The organism is Stenotrophomonas sp. Steno-Z2, from assembly GCF_056393235.1.
In genome coordinates this window covers 44,256-60,710 of record NZ_JBWJOY010000008.1, presented here as the reverse complement: position 1 = coordinate 60,710, position 16,455 = coordinate 44,256, and the positions used below count along the sequence as shown (strand labels likewise).

The window sequence follows — 16,455 nt, the reverse complement described above, 5'->3', positions numbered from 1 at the left end:
TTCCTGCCCCGCGCCGTGGCAACGGTGCGCGCGCGCCGGCCCTGCGCGGTGTCGGCGGCATCGCGGCGCGCGGATTCACCGCTGCGCCTCCACCCAGCGGGCGATGTCGTTGATCAGCGTGGCATCGACGTGGCCGGGCTTCCGGTATTCGTCCAGCGTGCCGGGGCCTTCGCCGGCGATGCCGAGGTGGTTGAGCGCGGGATAGAGATGGAAGCGGTAGCGTGGGCCCTGCAGGCCCTGCTTCCAGCGCTGCCAGTCGGCGTTGATCACCTGGAAGTCGCGGCCGCCGTGCAGCAGCAGTACCGGCAACCCGCTGTCGCGCGCGTCGGCGACGGGATCGACCTGCTCCATCTGCTGCCAGTAGCGCCCGGGCAGGTCCAGCAGCTTCGCTTCCGGATCGCGGCGGATCTGCGCGATGAGGGCATCGAGCGCGTCCAGGTGCGCCTGTTCCTCGGCGCTGACGCTGCCGTCGAGATTGGCCAGGTAGCGGTTCTGCTCGCCGAGCAGGTCGAGGATCGGGCGCGCGGGCGCGGCCAGCAGGATTAGCCCGGCCACCTTGCCCTGGCTGTTGCGGGCGATGCGGCCGGCGAGCATGCCGCCCTGGCTGTGGCCGAGCACGTAGATGCGGTCGTGGTCGATGTCGGCGTTGCCGGCCAGCGCCGCGACGGCGGCGACGGCATCGTCGGTGGTTTCGTCGTCGATGCTGGCATCGCCACCGAAGTCCTGCGGACGCACCCGGGTGCGCTTGTCGTAGCGCAGCGTGGCGATGCCGTGCGCGGCGAGGCCGCGCGCGATGTCCAGGAACGGGCGGTTGGCGCCGATGGTTTCGTCGCGGTCCTGCGGGCCCGAGCCATGCACCAGCACCACCGCCGGGAACGGCGCCCTGGTCCGCGGCAGGACCAGCGTGCCCGGCAGCCCCGGCTTGCCCGACGCCGTCGCCGGCAGGGTGACGTCCTGTTCGGTGAAGGGCGCATCGGTGAGCGCCGGCGGGGGCGGGGGCGGCGCCGGCTGCACCAGGAAGCCGGCGATGCGGTCGTCCTTGTCCAGCACCACGCGCGCGAGCACGCCGCCGGCGGCGTATTCCAGCGGGATGACGACGATGCGCAAGCCATCGGCTTCGCTGGCCGTGGCCTCGCCGCGCTTGCCGGCCGCCCCCAGCTGCGCGGGCAGCGATTCCCACACGGCCTTGAGTTTTTCGGCGGGCACCGCCGCCTTCATCTGCGGCGAGAACGTGGCTTCGGCGGCGGCGTACTGGCCCGCGTCGAGCTGGTCGAGCAGGCGCGTGGCCAGGGCGACGGGAGAATCGGCGGCGGAGGCGGAGGCGGTGGCCGCGACCGCGATCGCCACGGCGGCGATCCAGACCTGCAGGCGCCTCATCTCAGGCCTCCCGCTTGAACAGCAGGGTCGGCGAGGAATAGCCGGGCATGGAATGCACCACGTTGACCAGCTCCCAGCCCAGCCGGCCCTGCTTGTCCAGTTCCTCCTGCAGCGTCTCCATCTTGAAGCCGCCGAATACGCTGGTGTCCACTTTGACGACGAGATACTTCCATTGCTTGTTCATGGTTCTTCCTCGCTGGAGTCGTTCTTCGGTGCGGGCAGCCGCCCGGCCTTGCGCAGGGCGTCGCGTATCACGTACTCGATCTGCGCGTTGAGGCTGCGCAGCTCGTCATCGGCCCAGCGCTGCGCCGCCGCCAGCACGTCGGCGTTGATGCGCAGCGGGTAGGCCTTCTTCTCGCTCACTTGCGCATCGCTCCGGTGTCGCCGCGGCGCAGGTGCAGCACCATCGACACCACCAGCACGTTGACCGCCACGGCAAAGCCGATGCCGACGGCCATCGCCGCGCTGCGGTTGCTGCCGGCCAGGTACAGAGCGATGGCGGCGATGAAGCTGCACAGCGCGATCAGTGCCCAGCGCAGCCCGGTGCCGCGCGCGTGGGCGCCGCCGCGACGGCCGGCCCAGGCGGCGATGAACAGCGCCGGCAGGCCGGTGATGGCGAGGACAAGCGGGGCGATGGCGTCGTTCATCGCCGGCCTCAGTACAGCGAGCCGGTGTTGACCACCGGCTGGGTGCCGCGGTCCGAGCACAGCACGGTGAGCAGGTTGCCGACCATCTGCGCCTTGCGCTCCTCGTCCAGCGCCACCAGGCCGCTCTTCTGCAGTTCGGACAGCGCCATCTCGACCATGCCCACCGCGCCGGCGACGATGCGCTGGCGCGCGGCGATCACCGCGTTGGCCTGCTGCCGCTGCAGCATCGCCTGGGCGATTTCCGGGGCGTAGGCCAGGTGGCTGATGCGCGCGTCGAGCACCTGCACGCCGGCATCGGCCAGGCGCTCGGCCAGTTCGTCCTTCAGATGCTGGGAGATTTCGCTGGCATGGCTGCGCAGCGACAGCTGGCCTTCCTCGTGCTGGTCGTAGGGGTAGCTGGTGGCCATCGCGCGCAGCGCCGATTCGGACTGGATGTGCACGAAGCTCTCGTAGTCGTCGACGTTGTAGACCGCCTCGGAGGCGTCCACCACCTGCCACACGATCACCGCGGCGATCTCGATGGGCGAGCCGTCCAGTTCGTTGACCTTGAGCTTGCCGCTTTCGAAGTTGCGCACGCGCTGGCTGACCTTCTTCTTGGTGAAGAAGGGGTTGTTCCAGCGCAGGCCGTTGTCCTTGACCGTGCCCACGTACTTGCCGAACAGGCTCAGCACCGCGGCCTGGTTGGGCTGGACCATGTACAGGCCGCAGCTGATGAACAGGCCCGCCCCCCCCGCGATCACGCCCAGGACGACGTACAGGCCACCGCCGCCCGCGCCGGTCTTGGTGAGCGCCACCGCGGTGATGAAGGCGGCCACGCCGGCCAGCATCAGGACGAGCGAGCCCAGCAGGGTGGGGATGCCGGGCAGGGAACCGAGGGCTTTCTCTTTCATGGCGCGTCTTCCGTGGTGGTTGCGATGGAAGATATCAAATTGATATCAACATGCAAGAGGGGCGTGGCCGGAACCGGCGGCTAGAATGTGCGGCCCCGTTCCCGCCCGGATCCGCCCGATGACCTGCCTTGGTACCCCGCTGTCGCCTTCCGCCACCCGCGTGCTGCTGCTCGGTTCGGGCGAACTGGGCAAGGAAGTGGCGATCGAACTGCAGCGCTTCGGCGTGGAAGTCGTCGCCGTCGACCGCTATGCGGACGCGCCGGCGATGCAGGTGGCGCACCGCCGCCACGTCATCGACATGCTTGACCCGGCCGCGCTGCGCGCGGTGATCGCGCTGGAACAGCCGCACCTGGTGGTGCCCGAGATCGAGGCCATCCACACCGAGACCCTGGTGGAACTGGAAGCCGCGCAGGGCCTGCGGGTGATCCCGACCGCGCGCGCCGCGCGCCTGACCATGGACCGCGAGGGCATCCGCCGGCTGGCCGCCGAAACCCTGGGCCTGCCGACCTCGCCCTACCGCTTCGTCGATACCGAAGCCGAGTACCGCGCCGCGGTGCAGGCCATCGGCCTGCCGTGCGTGGTCAAGCCGGTGATGTCGTCCTCGGGCAAGGGCCAGAGCACGGTGCGCGGCGAGGCCGACATCGGCCCGGCCTGGGACTACGCGCAGACCGGCGGCCGCGCCGGCGCCGGGCGCTGCATCGTCGAGGGCTTCATCGATTTCGACTACGAGATCACCCTGTTGACCGTGCGCCATGCCGGCGGCACCGCGTTCTGCGCGCCGATCGGCCACCTGCAGAAGGACGGCGACTACCGCGAGAGCTGGCAGCCGCAGGCCATGTCGGCCACCGCGCTGGCGCGCGCGCAGGCCGTGGCGCGCGCCATCACCGACGACCTCGGCGGCTGGGGCGTGTTCGGCGTGGAGCTGTTCGTGAAGAACGACGAGGTGTGGTTCAGCGAGGTCAGCCCGCGCCCGCACGACACCGGCCTGGTGACGCTGGCCTCGCAGGAGCTGAGCGAGTTCGCGCTGCATGCGCGCGCCATCCTCGGCCTGCCGGTCGGCGCCGGCGACAGCGGGGTGATCGGCCACCGTGGCCCGTCGGCGTCGTGCGCGATGCTGGCGCAGGGCAACGGCGTGCCGTTCTTCAGAGGCGTCGATGCCGCCCTGCGCGCGCCGGACACCGCGTTGCGCCTGTTCGGCAAGCCGGTGGTGCAGGGCCAGCGCCGCGTCGGCGTCACCCTGGCGCGCGCGGCGGACGTGGACCAGGCCCGCGCCATCGCCCGCGACGCGGCCGCGGCCATCGGCATCGAACTGCGCTGACGGGCCTGCAGGAGCACCGCTTTCCCGGTAATGCGCCATGCAGGGCAGGCCCCCGCATCCACGGTTCAACGCGTCATCGCATGGCATGACGAGCGCAGGTGCGGGGCCTTCCCGGCACGCGGCTTCCCGGCGATGGCCCGTCGCGCACCAATACGCGCTCATGCGGACGCGAAAACGCCGGCGGTTGCCGGCGTTTTCCTGATGCCTCGATCGTGGCGGGCGGCGCTCAGCGCACGTCCACCCACACCAGGTGGTGGTCGCTGCCGTCGGCGATCGCCGCTTCCGCGCTGCCATCGGCCGGCCAGAACACGCCGCTGCCGACGTAGCTGAAACCGGTCGAGGGCAGCACGTAGTCCAGCCGCATCGTGCCCGAGCGCGGGCCGAAGTCGCCGGTGGCGTGCTGCGGCGCGCCGCGGCGCACGATGCCCTTCTCCGCATAGGCCAGGCTGGTCTGCTCGCCGCCGACGCTGGTCGGGGTGGGGTAGCGCAGCACGCGCGGGTGTTCGAGCAGTTCGAGGATGGCGTCGTGGCGGCCGTCGCCGTCCACCGGGTCGTTGTTGAGGTCGCCGACGATCACGAAGCGCGCGTCCGCCGCCAGTCCGCCGCAGCGGCCCTGGTCGTCGCACAGCCACGGCGTGTCGCCGCCGTCGAGATATTCCTTCCACAGCCGCAGCTCGTCGTGGTTGCGCGCGGCGTTGCGCTTCTCGCGGCCGTCGAACACCGGCGGCGTCGGGTGCGAGGCCAGCACGTGCACCGTGCCCAGCGGCGTGCGCACCGGCACGTCCCAATGCGACTTGGAGGAAAGCCGCAGTTGCGACCACACCGCGTCGTTCCAGAACGGCTTGCCGGTTTCCGGGTCGACCGGCCGCAGCGCGCCGGGCAGCGTGCTCCACTTCAGCAGCTGGAAGCTGCGCACGGCGGCGGTGTCGATCGGGTATCTGGACAGCACCAGCATGCCGTACTGGCCGGGATGCAGGCCATAGCCCCAGGCATCGTTGCCGCGTTCGCGGCCCTTGCCGCCCACGCTGCCGTTGTTGTCCAGGTCCAGGCCGCTGGGCACGCCGGTGTTGACCGGCGCCAGGTAGCGGTAGGGATAGCGCAGCGCTTCGCCGCCGCCGGCCTGCGGCGTTTCCAGATAGCGCTGCTGGAACAGGTCGGCGGCGCGGTGGGCGTCGTCGAAATCGAACTCGTTGAGCAGCACCAGGTCCGGGCGCACGCGCTGCAGCACCGCGGCGATCTTGCGCGCGTGCGCGCTGTCGCCTTCCAGCTCGGCGATCAGGCCGCCGGCGTCGTCCGAATACAGCGAGGTGTTGTAGGTCGCCAGCCGCAGCTGCGCGGTGGTTGTGGGCGTGGACGGCGTGGAGGTGGCGGGGGCGGTGCTGGTGCAGGCGGCGCAGAGCATCGTCAGGGCCAGGAGCAGGGTGTGTTTGTTCATGGCGGCATTCTCGCACCCGGATGATGAAGACGGGATGGCAGATGCCGCCGTTACGGGGCCGGGCCGCCGCTGGTGTCCATGTCGAGCCAGCGCCGGCCATCGAAGCATTCCAGCGGCCGGTAGCGGCGCTTGTAGTCCATCTTGCGGTGGCCGTCGATCCAGTAGCCCAGGTACAGGTGGGGCAGGCGGCTGCGTCGCGCCCACTCGATCTGCTGCAGGATCGCGTAGGTGCCCAGGCCACGCGCGTGTTCGTCCGGATCGAAGAAGGTGTAGACCGCCGACAGCCCCAGCGGAGTGACGTCGGTGACGGCGACCGCCAGCAGCCGGCCGCGCCGGCCATCGCCGCCCGCGGCGCGGATCTCGAGGAAGCGCCCCTGCGACCAGCCGCCGATCAGGAACTGGTCGAACTCGTGCGGGCCGTGGTCGTCCATGCCGCCCTTGGCATGGCGCGCGGCGAGGTAGCGCCGGTACAGCGCGAACTGTTCGTCGGTACGCTCGGCCGGCAGCACCCGGCACTCGAGGTCGCCGTTGCGCGCCAGGCAGCGGCGCTGGCTGCGGTCGGGCATGAAGCGTTCCACCGGCACCCGCACCGGCACGCAGGCGCGGCACTGCTGGCAGTGCGGCCGGTAGACCAGGTCGCCGGAGCGGCGGAAGCCCCAGCCCAGCGCCATCGGGTACAGCGTGCCCAGCCGGCTGTCCTGCGGGTCGAGCACCAGGTCGCGCGCGCGCCGCTCGGGGAAATAGCCGCAGGGGTGTTCGCCGGTCTGGAACAGGCGCAGTTCTTCGTGGGAGTCGCCATGCAGGGCCATGCCGACAGCATAGCGGCCGGCCGTCTCAATTCATGCGGCGGAACCGGACGATTGCGCGCCGGCGGCCTGTCTGCGCCATGAATACAGCCGGCACCGGCGTCAACGCCCGCGGCCGGCAGGCGTTGATTGCCCCGAGGACGCAGGCGATGCGCCCGATCTTCCACCACCGGAGCCCGACCATGACCCACCGCAAACCCCTGATCCTGCTGGCCGTGCTGATGGCCGCCTCCGCCACCGGCGTTGCCCTGGCCGCCACCGCGCCCGCGCAGAAGCCGGCCCCGGCGCGGCTGGACGCCAACGGCGATGGCGCGATCGACCGCCAGGAGGCCGCCGCCCACCCGCGCCTGGCGCAGCGCTTCGACGAACTGGACAAGAACAAGGACGGCAGGCTGTCGCGCGAGGAGATGCCGCGCTGGCACGCCCGTGGCGGCGACGGCCACCGCGGCATGGGCCGCCACCATCGCGGCCATGGCGGCCAGGGCTTCGTGCGGATGATGGACGCAGACCGCGATGGCCGCGTCAGCGCCGCCGAGTACCAGGCCTTCTTCGAGCGCATGGACGTCAACAAGGATGGCTTCATCGACCAGGCCGACCGTGAAGCGCGCGCCCAGCAGCGCCGCGAGGCATGGTTCCGCGACGCCGACACCGACAAGGACGGCAAGCTGAGCCCGGCCGAACTGGAGGCCGCGCGCGCGAAGATGGGGTCGCATGGCCCGCGTGCGATGCAGGCGCCGGCGAAGTAAACGGAAAACACCGCGCCCCTTTCCGGAGAAAGGGGCGCGGTGGGCCTGTCGCGTCGGCGCAGGGGCCGCCCGTCGTTCCTTCTCCGGCAGGGGAAAGAAATACCGTTCTACAAAGCTACAGCCGCCCGGCAACGTGCAGCGCGTAGAGGATGCAGAAGCCGCCGATCAGCGTGCTGAGAACCACCGCGGGCCTGCCCAGCAACCACTCGTACTCGCGACGCCGGTGGGCGTTGCCCGGACGCGCGAGGATGGGCTGCATGATGCGCTTCAGGGTGACCAGATACTGGTAATTGATGGCGGTCACGCCGAGGGCGAATACCGCCAGCACCGCACCCACGCCGGCCTCGAACACCGCGGCGAGCATCAGCCCGAACATCCATGCCGCGCCGGTGGCCATGTTGAGCAGCATGAAGCGCTGTATCTGCAGGCGTTCGCGGTCGTCGGCGCAGAAGCGCTTCAGATACCACCAGGTCAGCGCATAGGCGAACGCGCCGATGATCGTGCCGGAGATGATGCCGCTCAGCATCGCCGGGTGATCGGTGAAATGCTGGATGACCGCACCCACCGACCCACCGGCAATGCCGCCGGTGATGCCGCTGCCGCCGAGTTTGCCCAGACCGCCGCCGAGCACGCCCGACCCGATCACCGTGGCGGCGCTGGCCACGGGGGTCGCGCCGACCAGCCCGCCGACCACCACCAGGGCGAAGGCGGCCGATGGCGCGCTGCCGCGCGCGAACTCGCCGAAGCGGCGCAGCATTTCCTCGCGCACGGTGGCGCGGGCGCGCGACAGGCGCTTGCGCACCGCCGCGTCGCTCAGCCCCAGCAGCGCGGCGACCTGCTGCGAGCTCTGTCCCTCGCGGTAGAACAACAGCAGCGCCTCGCGGCTGTCCTCGGGCAGGGCGGAGATGATTTCCTCGGCGGCCAGCTCTTCCTCCACGCGCGCCATCGCCTCGGCGGCGCCGGGCGCGGGGTCGGCCGCCATGCCGATGGCGATCTCGGCCGCTTCGCCGCTGAGCGGACGGTTGCGGTTGGCGCGCAGCCAGTCGCGGGCCAGGTTGCGGGTGATCTGCCGCAGCCAGGGCAGGAAGCTGGCCGCGTTGTTGAGCTGGTTGAGCTGCTGCCAGGCCTTGAAGAAGGCTTCCTGGGCGATGTCCTCGCTGGCCTGCACGTCGCGGGTGATGGCCAGCGCGATGGCGGTCACCGTGTTCTGGCAGGCCAGCACGATGCGCCCATAGGACTGCGTGCAGCCGCGGCGGGCGGCGGGCAGTTCGTGGTGCAGCAGGGTTTCGAGCGTGGCGGCGGTCATGGGCGGCTCCCGGTGGTCTGCAGGACAGGACGCAAGCCGCCGGCCGATGTGACCGCCACGCCGCCGCTCAGGGCTTCGGCGCCGGGGGCGGCGTGGGCGTGGCCGGCGCCGGAGCGCTGGGCTGGATGCGCACGCGGAAGCCGTCCTCGCCGTCCTGGCCCGGTGCCGGCTGCACCTGCGGCGCCGGCGCGGGCGGCGGCGCCTGGGTGCCGCGATGGCGCAGCATGACCACCAGCGCCACGCCGGCGATCACCATCAGCAGGGCGATGCGGATGCGCCAGGCCCAGCCGCGGCCGGCGGACGGCGCCGGCGCATCGCGGAAGGCGTATTCGGCCACCGGGTGGTCGCGGCGGGTGGTGTCGAGCAGGCGCGCATCGCGCAGGATCTCGCGCGCCCGCGGCTGGTCGTCGGCGCGTACCACCCACACCGTGGGCAGTTCCGCGTCGCTCTTCCTGTCCAGGTAACTGAACTGGCCGCGGCGCTTGCTGTGGTACGAGCGGCCGTTGGTGATGCGCACCTCGATGCCGGCCTCGCGCAGCATGTTGGCCACGCCTTCGGCGTTTTCCACGCGCTGGCTGGTGAAGATCCTGCGCATGGCTATTCCTTGTTGCCTTCGCCGGCGGCCGGCGGCGCGACGCGGATCAGCCCTTCCTGCGCGGTGCTGGCCACCAGCACGCCGTCGCGGGTGAAGAACTGGCCGCGCGCCAGGCCGCGCGAGTCCTGCGCGCTGGGGCTGTCGAGCGAGTACAGCAGCCAGTCGTCCACGCGGAACGGCCGGTGGAACCAGATGGCGTGGTCCAGCGAGGCCATCTGCACGTGCGGCTGGTAGTAGCTGATGCCGTGCGGGAAGGTCGCCGTGCCCAGCAGGTGGAAATCCGAGGCGTAGGCCAGCAGCGCCTGGTGCAGCTCCGGCGCGTCGCCGACGCGCTCGTTCAGGCGCATCCACACCTGGTGGTAGGGCGGGCGCTTGGGCGGGTTGAGTTCGTCGCGCGGGTAGACGTGGCGGAATTCGAACGGACCGCCGCGCGAGAGCCAGCGCTGCACCTTCACCGGCAGGCGCTCGAGCACGTCCGGCGGCAGCGGGCGGTTGGGCTCGATGTCTTCCGGCTGCGGCACCTCGGGCATCTTGTGCTGGTGCTCGGCGCCGTGCTCGGCCTGCTGGAACGAGGCCGCGCAGAAGAAGATCACCTTGCCGTGCTGGATCGCGGTGACCCGGCGCACCGAGAAACTGCCGCCGTCGCGGGTGCGGTCCACGTCGTAGATGATCGGGTGGTCGATGTTGCCGGCGCGCAGGAAATAGGCGTGCAGCGAATGCACGTGGCGGCCGTTGTCGAGGGTGGCCTGGGCGGCGGCCAGCGCCTGGCCCAGCACCTGCCCGCCGAACACGTACTTGGTGCCGATGTCGCGGCTCTGGCCCCGGAACAGGTTGTCCTCCAGCCGCTCCAGCGACAGCAGGTCGATCAGTTCGGGTACCACGGGGTCGTTGGAGGACAAGACGGCGGGCCTGGGTTTCGACAGGCCGCGATTATAGCGGGCGGGGCCGGGTGGCCAGGGTGCGATCAGGCCTTGCCCAGCTTCGCCGCCAATGCCTGCAGCGCGGCCTGCGCGTCGGCCGAATACCAGGCCTCGACGAAGCGCTCGAGCTGGATGTGCTGCGGCTGCATGGCTTCGTGCAGGTCGGCGCGGGCGATGGCGCGGGTCTGCAGCATCGGCTGGCGCGGCAGCCTGAGCTGCGCCTGCAGCCAGGCGATGGCCTGCGCGGTCACGCCGGCGGCGCCGTCGGCCAGTTCGTCCACCAGGCCGATCTCCAATGCGCGCTCGGCGCTGACCAGCTGGCCGCCGGCCAGCAGCACGCCGGCGCGGTGCGTGCCGACCACGCGCCGCATCAACCGCTGGATGCCTTCCGGCGCGACCAGGCCCACCTGCACTTCGTTCAGACCGATCACGAAGGGCCTGGCCGGATCGATGCTGCGCGCCATCACCCGGTAGTCGCAGCACAGCGCCAGCACGCAGCCGCCGGCAGGGGAATGCCCGGTCAGCGCGGCCACGACGGGAATGCGGCTTTCGGCCAGGGTGCGCGCCGCGCCGAAGAAGGCCTGCCAGCTGTCCAGCAGCCGTTGCCGGTCTTCGCCATGGCGCAGCAGGTAGGGCACGTCCATGCCGCCGGTGAACACGCGCTCGCTGCCGGACAGCACCACGCCCTGCACGTCTTCGGCCATGGCCTGGTTCATCGCGGCGATCAGCGCGCGGCACAGTTCGGTGTCCAGCGCATTGACCGGCGGACGCGCCAGCCGCAGTTCGCGGACGGGGCCGTGGTTGATCGTGTCGATGAGCGTTGTCATGCTGCGGCCTCGAATACGGCAGGGAGTCGGTGGTCCGATGATAACCAAACCATTCGCGTGCGTACTGTTGGCCATGGCGAGCTTCGCCGCGGGTACCTCCGCGCAGGCCGCGGAGTCCACCTGCGTGCACCTGGGCGAGGGCTGGATCCGTTTTCCGGCGATGGCGCACATGGCCGGCGGTTTCGGCCGCATCGACAACGCGTGCAAGGCGGACGTGGCGGTGACCTCGGTGCGCAGCGCGGCGTTCAAGGACGTGTCCCTGCACGAGACCACCCTGGTCGATGGCGTCAGCCGCATGCGCGAGGTCGAGCGCATGCCGGTGGCGGCCGGGAAGAGCGTCGAACTCAAGCCCGGCGGCCTGCACCTGATGCTGATGGACGGCACCGGCCCGCTGCAGGAAGGCCAGCGCGTGCCGCTGCTGCTGGGCCTGTCCGATGGCACCGAGGTGCGCGGCGAACTGGTGGTGCGCAGGCCCTGAGCGGGAGCCGGGGTGTGCCGCGAAGGCCGCGCCCGCCGGCGCGGCGCTCAGCTTCCAGCCTGCGCCTGCGGGCGCCCGGAGATTACCTCCTCGATCCAGCCGGCGTAGTGGCTCGCGCGCACGTTGCAGGCGGTCTGGCCGTAGCGCCCCGGCCGCCCGGTGCGGACGTCGCCCGCCATTACCTTCCATGATCCGAGGCCGGCCAGGCGCCATTGGCCGCCGTCCTCGATGAGCAGCGGGCCGCCGCTGTCCCCGTTTCCCAGCATGCCCTCGAGCGGCAGCGCCGCCGGCGGTTCGTCGAACACGTAGCAGAGCCAGCGGTCGTAGGCGCTGGTGACGGTATTGAACGCGCGGCGGAGCTCGGTGCGGTTGGGGCCGGCGGGATCGTGCCCGCTGGCGCCGGTGCCGGTGGCGCCCTTGCCCACGATCGCGATGGTCCGGCCCGGCTCGTCGCCGCGCGGGTAGAGCGCGACGGGCGCCACGCCCGCCACCGGTTGCCTGAGTTCGATCAGCGCGATGTCGTCGGAGGCGGCGAGGAACACCACGATCAGCATCGCCTCGCCGCTGGCCATGGCCTGGTCGACCAGCGCCTGCGGCAGCGTCCGGTAGCCGGGGTGGACGACGACACGCGCGACCTCGCGCGGCAGGCCGTCGATCACGACCTGGCCGAGCGTGGAATGGGCAGGGAGGGTGTGCGCCGCGGTCACTACCCAGCGCGGGGCGATCAGCACGCCATGGCCCTCGCCGGGCATGTCGACCAGCGCCGGGAAGCTGGAGGCGGGCACGCGGTATTTCGCATCCTCGACGTCGTGCCGGATCACGATGGCGCCGGCGGCCACGGGAACGGCGAGAAGGAGCAGGAGCCAGGCGAATCGGAGCATGGGCAGTTCCGGGGAGGAGGCGGTGGAATGTCCAGGGAGGCGCCGTTCCGTTCTGCGGATGAGGCTGGCCATGTCCCCGGCATGCATCGCCGTCATCGTAGTTGCCCGGGCGCTCCTGCGCACACGCCGCGGGCCGGGGCGCGGTTCCGCCCGGGGGCAGGGGAGGCTTGTTGCAGCCATCACGCGGTAAAATGCGCCGATTCCCACTTACATGCCCGTCATGACCGTCCGCACCCGCTTCGCCCCCAGTCCCACCGGTTACCTGCACATCGGTGGCGCCCGCACCGCGCTGTACTGCTGGCTGGAGGCCCGCCACCGCGGCGGCGAATTCGTGCTGCGCATCGAAGACACCGACCGCGAGCGCAGCACCCAGGCGGCCATCGACGCCATCCTGGAGGCGATGGACTGGCTGGGCCTGGACTACGACGAAGGCCCGGTCTACCAGACCCACCGCGTCGCCCGCTACAAGGAAGTGGCCGAGCAGCTGATCGCCGAGGGCAAGGCCTACTACGCCTACGAGACCCGCGAGGAGCTGGACGCCATGCGCGAGGCGGCGATGGCCAGGCAGGAAAAGCCGCGCTACAACGGCGCCGCGCGCGACCTGGGCCTGCCGTTCAAGGACGACCCGAACCGCGTCATCCGCTTCCGGAATCCGCTCGACGGCGTGGTCGCCTTCGACGACCTGATCAAGGGCCGCATCGAGATCGCCAACAGCGAGCTGGACGACATGGTGATCTTCCGTCCGGACGGCTACCCCACCTACAACTTCGCGGTGGTGGTGGACGACTGGGACATGGGCATCACCGAGGTCATCCGCGGCGACGACCACATCAACAACACCCCGCGCCAGATCAACCTGTACGAAGCCATCGGCGCGCCGGTGCCGAAGTTCGGCCACATGCCGATGATCCTGGACGAGCAGGGCGCCAAGCTGTCCAAGCGCACCGGCGCGGCCGACGTGATGCAGTACCGGGACGCCGGCTACCTGCCCGACGCGCTGCTGAGCTATCTGGCCCGCCTGGGCTGGTCGCACGGCGACCAGGAGCTGTTCAGCCGCCAGGAACTGATCGACCTGTTCGACGTAAAGAACTGCAACTCCAAGGCCTCGCGCCTGGACATGGCCAAGCTGGGCTGGGTCAACCAGCACTTCCTGAAGACCGAGGCGCCGGCCAGCATCGCGCCGCACCTGGTCTATCAGCTGGAAAAGCTGGGCCTGGACCTGGCTGCCGGCCCGGCGCCGGAGGACGTGGTCATCGCCCTGCGCGAGCGCGTGCAGACGCTGAAGGAAATGGCCGAAAAGGCGGTGGTCTGGTACCAGCCGCTGACCGTGTACGACGAAGCGGCGGTGGCCAAGCACTTCAAGGCCGGCGCCGAACTGGCGCTGGGCAAGGCGCGCGAACTGCTGGCGGCGCTGCCGCAGTGGACCGCCGAGAGCGTCGGCGCCGCCCTGCACGACACCGCCGCCGCGCTGGAGATCGGCATGGGCAAGGTCGCCCAGCCGCTGCGCGTGGCCATCACCGGCACCCAGGTCAGCCCGGACATCTCGCATACGGTGTACCTGGCCGGCCGCGACGAAGCCTTGAAACGCATCGACGCCGCACTCATCAAGGTACCGAAGGACTGATCCCGCGAGGCAGGCATGAGCGCACACGAGCACAGCTGTACCGCCCCCCACCACCACGTCGACGACGCGGCGGGCTTCATCGCGGTGGTCGAACGGGTGTGCCGCGAGCGCGGGCTGCGGCTCACGCCGATCCGCGCCAACGTGCTGCGGCTGATCGCCGAGGCCGGCAAGCCGGTCAAGGCCTACGAACTGCTGGACTGGGTGCGCGAGGGCAAGGGCGTGGGCGCCGACGCCCCGCCCACGGTGTACCGCGCGCTGGATTTCCTGATGGCCAACGGCTTCGTGCACAAGCTGTCCTCGGTCAATTCCTTCGTCGCCTGCCACCACCCCAGCAGCAACCAGCATTCGGTGCCGTTCCTGATCTGCGACCGCTGCCACAGCGCGGTCGAACTGGAAGACCGCGACATCGTGCGCCAGCTCGAAACGCGCGCCCGCGAACTGGGCTTCAAGCCGCAGGCGCAGACGCTGGAAGTGCATGGCCTGTGCGCGGACTGCGCCGGCTGAGCCTGCCGGCGGGGCGCCCGCCACGTCGCGCCTACCCGGTGGCGCGGTGAGGATTTCGCCGCGCGGCCGGCGCGTGCTGTGGGGCTCGACCGCCGCCGCCGTGGTGCTGTGGGTTGCCTGCTTCGTCGTGTTTTCCGATTCCTGCCTCAGCCTGGGCGGTGCCGGCGCCAGCTGCCGCAGCATGGTCGACTATCCGGAATTCCTGCTGATCGCGGCGGTCTTCGGCGTGGTGCTGCTGATCCCGGTGATCGCCGTGCTGGCGCTGGCGGCGCTGGTGGCGACCCTGATGGCAAAGCGCAGGCCGCCGGACTGACGGTTCCGCAGGCGCTGAAGCGCGGGCCATCGGCCTGCCGGCTTACTTCGCCAGCTCCTCCGCGCTGTAGACGACCTCGCCGTCCTTGAGGGTCTGCAGCACCTGGATCGTGTGCAGCGCGGCCGGCGCGATGGTCAGCGGATTGTCCGAGAGCACCACCAGGTCGGCGCGCTTGCCGGTTTCGATCGAGCCCTTGCGCGCCTCTTCCGAATACTGCCGCGCGGCCCACAGGGTGATGGATTTGAGCGCCTGTTCCGGCGTCACCCGCTGCGCGGGGCCAAGCACGCGGCCGCTGCGCGTGGTGCGGTTGACGGTGGCGTCGAGCACGCGCATCGCATCGGGAAACACCACCGGCGCATCGTGATGCGAGGTGAACACCATGCCCGCGTCCAGCACCCAGCGCGTGGGCGAGATGTTCTCCGCGCGCTCCGGGCCGAGCACCGAATCGCGGTGCCAGTCGCCCCAGTAGTAGGTATGCATCGGGAACAGCGAGGGGAAGATGCCGAGCCGGCGCAGTTCGCCCACCTGGTCGCGGCGCAGGGTCTGGCCGTGGATCAGCACCGGCATCAGCCGTTTGTCCGGATGCGCGGCCTCGGCGACGGCCACGGCGTGGATGAACTGATCGATGGCGGCATCGCCATTGGCATGCGCCAGCACCTGCCAGCCGTTGTCCCACGCCTTGCCGATCAGCGCGTCGGCCTGCGCGTCGCTATAGGCGGGATAGCCGGCGTAGTCCGCCTTTTCGCCTGCAGGCACCCGGTAGTAGGGCCGGCTCAGCCAGGCGGTCTTGCCCTGCGGCGAACCGTCCAGGCTGATCTTCACCCCGCCGATGCGGAAGTGGTCGATGTAGTCCGGGCCGTAGTAGGGGCCGCGCATCGCCGGGCTGTCCAGCGCCACCTGGATATCGGGGTAGGCGACGACGTCGATCTTCAGCCTGCCCGCCTTGCCGGCCATCGGCAGCATCGCCAGCGTGCCGGCGTCGGTCTTGCCGTCCTGCGCGGTGGTGTAGCCATGTTTCATGTACAGCGCCTGGCCGGCCTCGAGCATGGCCATGGCCTGCTCCAGGCTCAGTGCCGGCATCAACCGCGCAAGCGCGAGGGTGTGTGCGCTTTCCTCCAGCACGCCGTCGGGAACGCGGCTGCCGGGCTCGCGGCGGATCACCCCGCCTTCAGGGTCGGGCGTGCCGGCGTTGATGCCGGCCTGTTCCAGCGCCTTGCTGTTGTACGCGCCCAGGTGCCCGGACTGGTGCATCAGGATCACGGGGATGTCGGTGGCGATGGCGTCCAGCTCGGTGCGCGTGGGGTGGCGTTTTTCCGCCAGCTGCGAATCGTCGTAGCCGAAGCCGATCAGCACTTTGTAGCCACCGGGCACCGTGGCCGCGGCACGGAACCGGCGCATGATGTCCTGCAGCGCGGGAATGGAATTGCCTTCGCCATCGGGCGCGGGCAGCAGGTTGGCCGACAGCGCCTGCAGGCCGACACCGGACACATGCCCATGGCTGTCGATGAAGCCGGGCACCAGGGTGCGGCCCTGCAGGTCCACCTGCCGCGCCTGCGGGCTGAAGGCCAGTGCGGCGCTGCGCGTGCCGACGAAGGCGATGTCGCCCCCACGCACGACCACCGCTTCGGCCTGCGGTTGCCGGTCGTCCATGGTGACGATCGGTCCGCCGGAGTACAGCGTATCCGCCGCGCCGGCGGTGCCATGCAGCGCCGCCAGCAGCGGCAGGGCCAACAGGGGTTTCATGCGCGGGCTCCGTGGCGGACCAGACGGCAGCCTAGCGCGCCGCCG

19 protein-coding genes are annotated in these 16,455 nt (G+C 70.7%); 6 read left to right on the top strand and 13 right to left on the bottom strand.

The features are described 5' to 3' along the window. Positions 1 to 75 precede the first annotated feature (75 nt). Genes AC06FP_RS14460 through AC06FP_RS14440 form a run of 5 tightly spaced genes read right to left on the bottom strand, consistent with a single transcriptional unit; the run spans position 76 to position 2,914 of the window. Positions 76 to 1,377: an alpha/beta hydrolase gene (locus AC06FP_RS14460; RefSeq protein ID WP_478075986.1), complete on the bottom strand. Its 1,302-nt coding sequence runs from the start codon at positions 1,375 to 1,377 to the stop codon at positions 76 to 78. Position 1,378: 1 nt separating this feature from the next. Next, positions 1,379 to 1,561 (bottom strand): DUF4177 domain-containing protein, encoded by a 183-nt coding sequence (locus AC06FP_RS14455; RefSeq protein ID WP_433852060.1) that lies wholly within the window; start codon positions 1,559 to 1,561, stop codon positions 1,379 to 1,381. Further along, positions 1,558 to 1,740 carry a type II toxin-antitoxin system antitoxin gene (locus AC06FP_RS14450; protein WP_456116681.1) on the bottom strand — a complete coding sequence of 61 codons (183 nt, stop codon included), beginning with the start codon at positions 1,738 to 1,740 and terminating at the stop codon, positions 1,558 to 1,560. The genes AC06FP_RS14455 and AC06FP_RS14450 overlap by 4 nt, the downstream gene beginning before the upstream one ends. Further along, positions 1,737 to 2,024: a hypothetical protein gene (locus tag AC06FP_RS14445; RefSeq protein WP_478075985.1), complete on the bottom strand. Its 288-nt coding sequence runs from the start codon at positions 2,022 to 2,024 to the stop codon at positions 1,737 to 1,739. Before AC06FP_RS14445 ends, AC06FP_RS14450 begins: the two co-directional genes overlap by 4 nt. Positions 2,025 to 2,032: 8 nt before the next feature. Beyond that, on the bottom strand, positions 2,033 to 2,914 hold the full coding sequence (locus AC06FP_RS14440) for an SPFH domain-containing protein (RefSeq protein ID WP_478075984.1): 882 nt from the start codon (positions 2,912 to 2,914) through the stop codon (positions 2,033 to 2,035). 118 nt (positions 2,915 to 3,032) lie between these two features. Between AC06FP_RS14440 and purT the strand changes: the two genes are divergently transcribed. Beyond that, positions 3,033 to 4,232, top strand: a complete 1,200-nt coding sequence (gene purT / locus AC06FP_RS14435; protein WP_478075983.1) for a formate-dependent phosphoribosylglycinamide formyltransferase — start codon at positions 3,033 to 3,035, stop codon at positions 4,230 to 4,232. A 226-nt stretch (positions 4,233 to 4,458) separates the two neighbouring features. Here the strand turns inward: purT and AC06FP_RS14430 are convergent, their stop codons facing one another. Beyond that, entirely contained in the window at positions 4,459 to 5,667 is a 1,209-nt protein-coding gene (locus AC06FP_RS14430) for an endonuclease/exonuclease/phosphatase family protein (RefSeq protein WP_478075982.1), read from the bottom strand. A 50-nt stretch (positions 5,668 to 5,717) separates the two neighbouring features. Next, positions 5,718 to 6,476 (bottom strand): arginyltransferase, encoded by a 759-nt coding sequence (locus AC06FP_RS14425; RefSeq protein WP_456116676.1) that lies wholly within the window; start codon positions 6,474 to 6,476, stop codon positions 5,718 to 5,720. Positions 6,477 to 6,655: 179 nt separating this feature from the next. On the opposite strand from AC06FP_RS14425, the gene AC06FP_RS14420 reads away from it, so the two are divergent. Further along, positions 6,656 to 7,219, top strand: coding sequence for an EF-hand domain-containing protein (locus tag AC06FP_RS14420; protein WP_478075981.1), 564 nt, complete (start codon positions 6,656 to 6,658; stop codon positions 7,217 to 7,219). Between the two features lie 115 nt (positions 7,220 to 7,334). On the opposite strand, the gene AC06FP_RS14415 is transcribed toward AC06FP_RS14420, so the two are convergent. From AC06FP_RS14415 to AC06FP_RS14400, 4 genes are all read right to left on the bottom strand, one after another. Then, entirely contained in the window at positions 7,335 to 8,525 is a 1,191-nt protein-coding gene (locus AC06FP_RS14415; protein ID WP_478075980.1) for an RNA polymerase sigma factor, read from the bottom strand. Positions 8,526 to 8,592: 67 nt separating this feature from the next. Further along, positions 8,593 to 9,120: a putative signal transducing protein gene (locus tag AC06FP_RS14410; protein ID WP_478075979.1), complete on the bottom strand. Its 528-nt coding sequence runs from the start codon at positions 9,118 to 9,120 to the stop codon at positions 8,593 to 8,595. A 2-nt stretch (positions 9,121 to 9,122) separates the two neighbouring features. Continuing rightward, complete coding sequence (tesB, locus tag AC06FP_RS14405; RefSeq protein WP_456116672.1) at positions 9,123 to 10,019, bottom strand: acyl-CoA thioesterase II; 897 nt, start codon at positions 10,017 to 10,019, stop codon at positions 9,123 to 9,125. A gap of 65 nt (positions 10,020 to 10,084) precedes the next feature. After that, positions 10,085 to 10,867 carry an enoyl-CoA hydratase/isomerase family protein gene (locus AC06FP_RS14400; RefSeq protein WP_478075978.1) on the bottom strand — a complete coding sequence of 261 codons (783 nt, stop codon included), beginning with the start codon at positions 10,865 to 10,867 and terminating at the stop codon, positions 10,085 to 10,087. 37 nt (positions 10,868 to 10,904) lie between these two features. On the opposite strand from AC06FP_RS14400, the gene AC06FP_RS14395 reads away from it, so the two are divergent. Continuing rightward, positions 10,905 to 11,345 (top strand): copper chaperone PCu(A)C, encoded by a 441-nt coding sequence (locus tag AC06FP_RS14395; RefSeq protein ID WP_478075977.1) that lies wholly within the window; start codon positions 10,905 to 10,907, stop codon positions 11,343 to 11,345. A gap of 47 nt (positions 11,346 to 11,392) precedes the next feature. On the opposite strand, the gene AC06FP_RS14390 is transcribed toward AC06FP_RS14395, so the two are convergent. Continuing rightward, positions 11,393 to 12,226, bottom strand: a complete 834-nt coding sequence (locus tag AC06FP_RS14390) for a S1 family peptidase (protein WP_478075976.1) — start codon at positions 12,224 to 12,226, stop codon at positions 11,393 to 11,395. A gap of 220 nt (positions 12,227 to 12,446) precedes the next feature. On the opposite strand from AC06FP_RS14390, the gene gltX reads away from it, so the two are divergent. Genes gltX through AC06FP_RS14375 form a run of 3 tightly spaced genes read left to right on the top strand, consistent with a single transcriptional unit; the run spans position 12,447 to position 14,667 of the window. After that, on the top strand, positions 12,447 to 13,850 hold the full coding sequence (gene gltX, locus AC06FP_RS14385; RefSeq protein WP_456116668.1) for a glutamate--tRNA ligase: 1,404 nt from the start codon (positions 12,447 to 12,449) through the stop codon (positions 13,848 to 13,850). Between the two features lie 15 nt (positions 13,851 to 13,865). After that, positions 13,866 to 14,354 (top strand): transcriptional repressor, encoded by a 489-nt coding sequence (locus AC06FP_RS14380; RefSeq protein ID WP_456116667.1) that lies wholly within the window; start codon positions 13,866 to 13,868, stop codon positions 14,352 to 14,354. A 46-nt stretch (positions 14,355 to 14,400) separates the two neighbouring features. Then, positions 14,401 to 14,667, top strand: a complete 267-nt coding sequence (locus AC06FP_RS14375) for a hypothetical protein (protein WP_456116666.1) — start codon at positions 14,401 to 14,403, stop codon at positions 14,665 to 14,667. A gap of 42 nt (positions 14,668 to 14,709) precedes the next feature. Here AC06FP_RS14375 and AC06FP_RS14370 read toward each other — a convergent pair whose 3' ends face one another. Next, positions 14,710 to 16,410, bottom strand: a complete 1,701-nt coding sequence (locus AC06FP_RS14370) for an amidohydrolase (RefSeq protein ID WP_478075975.1) — start codon at positions 16,408 to 16,410, stop codon at positions 14,710 to 14,712. Positions 16,411 to 16,455: the final 45 nt, after the last annotated feature.

Coding starts and splice junctions, on each gene's coding strand:
- AC06FP_RS14460 (WP_478075986.1), bottom strand. CDS start 1,377: ATGAGGCGCCTGCAGGTCTGGATCGCCGCCGTGGCGATCGCGGTCGCG.
- AC06FP_RS14455 (WP_433852060.1), bottom strand. CDS start 1,561: ATGAACAAGCAATGGAAGTATCTCGTCGTCAAAGTGGACACCAGCGTA.
- AC06FP_RS14445 (WP_478075985.1), bottom strand. CDS start 2,024: ATGAACGACGCCATCGCCCCGCTTGTCCTCGCCATCACCGGCCTGCCG.
- AC06FP_RS14440 (WP_478075984.1), bottom strand. CDS start 2,914: ATGAAAGAGAAAGCCCTCGGTTCCCTGCCCGGCATCCCCACCCTGCTG.
- purT (WP_478075983.1), top strand. CDS start 3,033: ATGACCTGCCTTGGTACCCCGCTGTCGCCTTCCGCCACCCGCGTGCTG.
- AC06FP_RS14430 (WP_478075982.1), bottom strand. CDS start 5,667: ATGAACAAACACACCCTGCTCCTGGCCCTGACGATGCTCTGCGCCGCC.
- AC06FP_RS14425 (WP_456116676.1), bottom strand. CDS start 6,476: ATGGCCCTGCATGGCGACTCCCACGAAGAACTGCGCCTGTTCCAGACC.
- AC06FP_RS14420 (WP_478075981.1), top strand. CDS start 6,656: ATGACCCACCGCAAACCCCTGATCCTGCTGGCCGTGCTGATGGCCGCC.
- AC06FP_RS14415 (WP_478075980.1), bottom strand. CDS start 8,525: ATGACCGCCGCCACGCTCGAAACCCTGCTGCACCACGAACTGCCCGCC.
- AC06FP_RS14410 (WP_478075979.1), bottom strand. CDS start 9,120: ATGCGCAGGATCTTCACCAGCCAGCGCGTGGAAAACGCCGAAGGCGTG.
- AC06FP_RS14400 (WP_478075978.1), bottom strand. CDS start 10,867: ATGACAACGCTCATCGACACGATCAACCACGGCCCCGTCCGCGAACTG.
- AC06FP_RS14395 (WP_478075977.1), top strand. CDS start 10,905: ATGATAACCAAACCATTCGCGTGCGTACTGTTGGCCATGGCGAGCTTC.
- AC06FP_RS14390 (WP_478075976.1), bottom strand. CDS start 12,226: ATGCTCCGATTCGCCTGGCTCCTGCTCCTTCTCGCCGTTCCCGTGGCC.
- gltX (WP_456116668.1), top strand. CDS start 12,447: ATGACCGTCCGCACCCGCTTCGCCCCCAGTCCCACCGGTTACCTGCAC.
- AC06FP_RS14380 (WP_456116667.1), top strand. CDS start 13,866: ATGAGCGCACACGAGCACAGCTGTACCGCCCCCCACCACCACGTCGAC.
- AC06FP_RS14370 (WP_478075975.1), bottom strand. CDS start 16,410: ATGAAACCCCTGTTGGCCCTGCCGCTGCTGGCGGCGCTGCATGGCACC.